This window comes from Acetatifactor sp. (assembly GCF_982438285.1).
Map to the genome: position 1 here is coordinate 1 of NZ_CEWDFQ010000423.1, position 2,254 is coordinate 2,254.

Here is a 2,254-nt window from a genome sequence, read left to right on the forward strand (position 1 = left end):
ATTGGTATTCCATTCCGGCACAGATAAAAGCCGTTATTGACAAGCTTTATTCGTTCTGCGTGGCAGGAAAGGACATTGCCGGAAAAGCCTGTGGTTTGATCGCCTGCTGTGAGGAAGAGGATCTGTCCGTCCTGGACGGTGTGCGGATTCCCATAGAGCGCTCTGCCGCCCTTTTGAAGTGGAATATGGCCGGGGAAGTATTGATTCCCGGGGTACTGAATGCAGGGGATATTGAAAAGACAGAGGGCTGTGCGCAGGCAGCTGCCCTGGCAGATAAAATCTAAGGGAAATGGAGACTGGCTATGGGCAGGAAAATTGTGATTTTAAATGGAAGTCCCCGTAAGAAGGGAAATACCTCCGCGCTGGTAAAAAGCTTTACTAAGGGCGCTGAAAGCGCCGGGCATACGGTGACGGAATTTTTCCTGGACGGCATGAATATTCATGGCTGTAAGGGCTGCTTTGGCGGCCACAGCAGCCGGGAATGCCCTTGTGTCCAGAAGGACGACATGGCTCAAATTTATCCGGCGGTGAGAGAATGTGATGTGATCGTTCTGGCAACGCCGTTGTATTACTGGAACATGAGCGGACAGCTCAGAACCGCCATTGACCGGCTGTTTGCATTAGAGGAAGGCGACGGCAACCTCTTAAGAGGGCAAGGCCGGGCCTCAGCTCTTTTGATGGCTGCGGAGGGGAATGGCTTTGAGGATGTACTTCTTTACTACGACCACCTGATGGAGCATTTGCGGTGGAAAAACCTGGGCCATGTGCTTGCAGGAGGCAACGGTGAGGCAGGCGACATAGAGGGAAAGCCGGAAATCCAAAAGGCATATGACTTGGGAAAATCAATTTCGTAAATGACACAACCGTGATAATTCCAATCCTGCAAACGTTGACATTGCACCCTGAAGAGCTTACAATTACTGTAAGCTTAAAGGTTTCGGAAGGGATAAATATGCTCACCCTTGCGGCACGGGGCATGTGGGAGGAAACATCTGAATGAAAAGATTGAAAAAAATCGGAAGGATTATTATCATAATTCTTATTCTTATGGCAGGCTTTCTGATATATCATTATTTTCAGACATGGCCTCTGCGTTTTCATTCGGACTTCAATGATTTTTTTGGAAAAGGAAACTGGGAAAATATTTCATCAGAAACAAAAGAAAGTATGATGTATTCCGTTTACCATCGTTCCAGCAACGGGATCTCTTCTAAAAAGGAGGCTGGGCTTTTTCATAATTGGGATATAGTCTTTACAAACAGGTACGGCGAGGAAGAGCTTTGGACAATCACGGATCATACGCTGAAGATCAATCATGACAGACATTGGCTTTTTAGCCCTGAGCGGTATTCGGCGAGACAGGCTCTGACACTGGAGCTGATGGATCTTTCCTCCAATGCGGCGGGGGAGCAGGTGAAGCGGGAGGTTTTAAACGGCGTCCTGTCCCAGGAGGAGCTGGAGTGCCTGGATATTTATATTTCCTATCGAAATGGGAATCCTCCGCCGGAGTTTTACAGCAGACTTCGAAAGGAGCCTTGGTTTGAGGTAAATCAGATGACGGCTGACAATTATCTGAAAACAGATCTGTATGATTTTTATCTCCGGATTCTGGCCTTTGATTATAAAGTGGAAAAGCTGCCAGAAGAGCAGCAGCAGCACTTGCTGGAAAGCCTTGGGGAAATGGAGAAGGCGCTTTTGGCTGCTTATGGGGAATATGCTGATTATGAAATTTATCTTGAAGAAGGATACACGGCGGAATTTACAGGAGACAAAGCAAGGCCGTAGTATCTGAATACATTTAAAAGGGACTGATTTTGCAGAGCTGCGGCATGACAGGTGTATTTACTGCTTGAAATTGGTTAGAAGAAACCATATACCAACAGCTGATTAATATGCCGCTTTAGATTTGCCCCTTTGGTTTCCATACAATCAAAGCTGATTTTCTTCCTACAGCCATTTTGCATATCTTTTAGTTGTTCCATATTTTGTCTGATATAATATGATTCCGCTTTGCATAATACCTCTTTTCCTAATAGGCTTTATTATATTATACTATGAAAGATATTTTGGAATATCGTATAATGGAATATTATCGAAGAAAATATGCAGAGGAATGATAGAACGCAAATACTGAAAACAAGGTAAGGATGGAGTAAGGCGAATATGATAGCAAAAGTAAATATGAATGTTAAATTTTTTTTAAAAGATAATAAATTTGATGTAGACGCAATTGGCAAAGGTGTCTACATTATTG

The 2,254-nt window shown here is 44.3% G+C and carries 3 protein-coding genes; all 3 read left to right on the plus strand.

The features are described 5' to 3' along the window. Window positions 1-284 (plus strand): flavodoxin family protein (locus AC1WIP_RS14815; protein WP_481142554.1); only part of this gene is annotated, 284 nt, incomplete at its 5' end. Window positions 285-302: 18 nt separating this feature from the next. Beyond that, the gene (locus AC1WIP_RS14820) at window positions 303-854 is read left to right on the plus strand and encodes a flavodoxin family protein (protein ID WP_481142555.1); all 552 of its coding nucleotides are present in this window, start codon (window positions 303-305) and stop codon (window positions 852-854) included. 142 nt (window positions 855-996) lie between these two features. Beyond that, on the plus strand, window positions 997-1,785 hold the full coding sequence (locus AC1WIP_RS14825; RefSeq protein WP_481142556.1) for a hypothetical protein: 789 nt from the start codon (window positions 997-999) through the stop codon (window positions 1,783-1,785). The last annotated feature ends 469 nt before the right edge of the window (window positions 1,786-2,254 follow it).

What these genes read in the sequence shown, in the direction of transcription:
- AC1WIP_RS14820 (WP_481142555.1), top strand. Translation starts at nt 303, where the DNA reads ATGGGCAGGAAAATTGTGATTTTAAATGGAAGTCCCCGTAAGAAGGGA.
- AC1WIP_RS14825 (WP_481142556.1), top strand. Translation starts at nt 997, where the DNA reads ATGAAAAGATTGAAAAAAATCGGAAGGATTATTATCATAATTCTTATT.